Below are 3299 nucleotides of genomic sequence, written 5' to 3'. Positions count from 1 at the left end.
TGGCGGAAAGATATCCTTGGAGAAAATAAGTTTGCATCGCCTTTCGAGGTTGATGCCTGTTCTGATTACATTGTGAAGAGAAGATATGTCTGGAAGCTTCCAGGTGTTGAAGATGACCGAAAGGTTGTTGGAGACGTCCGAGCCCAGTCCTTATGAAGCCATTGAAGGTCTAGCCGACCGGATATGGAAGAGGGTCTGGAGGTAGGAAGGAAGCCTTGTCCTATAGGCATGATCATTGTTTGGGTGCTCACTTGTGAGTGCCCTTCTGGTGTTCATGCTGGATTGGTGTTGCCTGACCGCGCATCACCGGACAGATCTCGAGAAGCTGGTCTTAAGATATGGCGCAAGCGAACCGCTCGGCGTGGTTCCAATAAAGCGACCGTATCGAACACGTCGATGGCATCTGGATTGGATTGGGTTGTAAAAGGTAACCCGGTCTGCCGCATCCCCTTCGGGGATGGTGGCTTAAGGATGAGCATTGGCAATGAGAACGATCAAGTGAAAGAAGGGCATTTGGTGGATGCCTTGGCATGCACAGGCGATGAAGGACGTGATACGCTGCGATAAGCCGTGGGGAGCTGCGAATAAGCTTTGATCCATGGATTTCCGAATGGGGAAACCCACCTTAAATACTTGGAAAATTTAAGTCGTGCTTCGGTACGGCTTAGGTTTCCAAGTATTGTTTAAAGGTATCTTGCTCTGAATACATAGGGGTAAGAAGCGAACGCAGGGAACTGAAACATCTAAGTACCTGCAGGAAAGGACATCAACCGAGACTCCGCAAGTAGTGGCGAGCGAACGCGGACCAGGCCAGTGGCACTGAGGAATAAAGTGGAACGACATGGAAAGGTCGGCCGTAGAGGGTGATAGCCCCTTACACGTAGAACACTCAGTGTCCTTGAGTAAGGCGGGACACGTGAAATCCTGTCTGAACATGGGGAGACCACTCTCCAAGCCTAAGTACTCGTGCATGACCGATAGCGAACAAGTACCGTGAGGGAAAGGTGAAAAGCACCCCGACAAGGGGAGTGAAATAGAACCTGAAACCGGATGCCTACAAACAGTCGGAGCCCGCAAGGGTGACGGCGTACCTTTTGTATAATGGGTCAACGACTTAGTGTGACGAGCAAGCTTAAGCCGATAGGTGAAGGCGCAGCGAAAGCGAGTCTGAACAGGGCGTTCAGTTCGTCGCATTAGACCCGAAACCGAGTGATCTAGCCATGAGCAGGTTGAAGGTTGGGTAACACCAACTGGAGGACCGAACCCGCATCTGTTGCAATAGATTGGGATGACTTGTGGCTAGGGGTGAAAGGCCAATCAAACTCGGAAATAGCTGGTTCTCCGCGAAAACTATTTAGGTAGTGCGTCGACCGAATACCCTCGGGGGTAGAGCACTGGATGGGCTATGGGGACTCACCGTCTTACTGATCCTAACCAAACTCCGAATACCGAGGAGTACTAGTCGGCAGACACACGGCGGGTGCTAACGTCCGTCGTGAAGAGGGCAACAACCCTGACCTCCAGCTAAGGTCCCCAAGTCATGGCTAAGTGGGAAAGGATGTGAGGATCCCAAAACAACCAGGATGTTGGCTTAGAAGCAGCCATCATTTAAAGAAAGCGTAACAGCTCACTGGTCTAATTAAGGGTCTTTGCGCCGAAAATGTAACGGGGCTAAAGCCATGCACCGAAGCTGAGGATACGTCTTAAAGACGTGTGGTAGCGGAGCGTTCCGTAAGCCTGTGAAGGGATACCTGTGAGGGGTCCTGGAGGTATCGGAAGTGCGAATGTTGACATGAGTAACGATAAAGAGGGTGAGAGACCCTCTCGCCGAAAGACCAAGGGTTCCTGCTTAAAGTTAATCTGAGCAGGGTTAGCCGGCCCCTAAGACGAGGCGGACACGCGTAGTCGATGGGAACCACGTTAATATTCGTGGGCCTGGTGGTAGTGACGGATTGCTTAACTTGTACGCTCTTATTGGATTGGGTGTGCAGGGACGCGGTTCCAGGAAATAGCTCCACCGTATAGACCGTACCCGAAACCGACACAGGTGGTCAGGTAGAGTATACCAAGGCGCTTGAGAGAACTATGCTGAAGGAACTCGGCAAATTGCACGCGTAACTTCGGAAGAAGCGTGACCCTTTTTTACGCAAGTGAGAAAGGGTGGCACAGACCAGGGGGTAGCGACTGTTTATCAAAAACACAGGGCTCTGCGAAGTCGCAAGACGACGTATAGGGTCTGACGCCTGCCCGGTGCTGGAAGGTTAAGAGGAGGGGTGCAAGCTCTGAATCGAAGCCCCAGTAAACGGCGGCCGTAACTATAACGGTCCTAAGGTAGCGAAATTCCTTGTCGGGTAAGTTCCGACCTGCACGAATGGCGTAACGACTTCCCCGCTGTCTCCAGCATAGACTCAGTGAAATTGAATTCCCCGTGAAGATGCGGGGTTCCTGCGGTCAGACGGAAAGACCCCGTGCACCTTTACTATAGCTTTACACTGGCATTCGTGTCGGCATGTGTAGGATAGGTGGTAGGCTTTGAAGCAGGGACGCCAGTTCTTGTGGAGCCATCCTTGAAATACCACCCTTATCGTCATGGATGTCTAACCGCGGTCCGTTATCCGGATCCGGGACAGTGTATGGTGGGTAGTTTGACTGGGGCGGTCGCCTCCGAAAGAGTAACGGAGGCGCGCGATGGTGGGCTCAGACCGGTCGGAAATCGGTCGTCGAGTGCAATGGCATAAGCCCGCCTGACTGCGAGACTGACAAGTCGAGCAGAGACGAAAGTCGGTCATAGTGATCCGGTGGTCCCGCGTGGAAGGGCCATCGCTCAACGGATAAAAGGTACGCCGGGGATAACAGGCTGATGACCCCCAAGAGTCCATATCGACGGGGTTGTTTGGCACCTCGATGTCGGCTCATCGCATCCTGGGGCTGGAGCAGGTCCCAAGGGTTTGGCTGTTCGCCAATTAAAGCGGTACGTGAGCTGGGTTCAGAACGTCGTGAGACAGTTCGGTCCCTATCTGCCGTGGGTGTAGGAATATTGACAGGATCTGTCCCTAGTACGAGAGGACCGGGATGGACATATCTCTGGTGGACCTGTTGTCCTGCCAAGGGCATAGCAGGGTAGCTATATATGGAATGGATAACCGCTGAAGGCATCTAAGCGGGAAACCAACCTGAAAACGAGTATTCCCTTGAGAACCGTGGAAGACTACCACGTTGATAGGCTGGGTGTGGAAGTGCGGCAACGCATGAAGCTTACCAGTACTAATCGTTCGATTGGCTTGATCGTTCCCATTGCT

The 3299-nt window shown here is 52.5% G+C and carries 1 rRNA gene; it reads left to right on the top strand.

The features are described 5' to 3' along the window. Positions 1 to 492 precede the first annotated feature (492 nt). Positions 493 to 3289, top strand: a 23S ribosomal RNA gene (locus HT585_RS31495). The last annotated feature ends 10 nt before the right edge of the window (positions 3290 to 3299 follow it).

It is taken from the genome of Ensifer oleiphilus (genome assembly GCF_013371465.1).
GTDB lineage: Bacteria > Pseudomonadota > Alphaproteobacteria > Rhizobiales > Rhizobiaceae > Ensifer > Ensifer oleiphilus.
The sequence above is the reverse complement of the archived record's forward strand: the minus strand, read 5'-3'. Positions and strand labels throughout refer to the sequence as shown.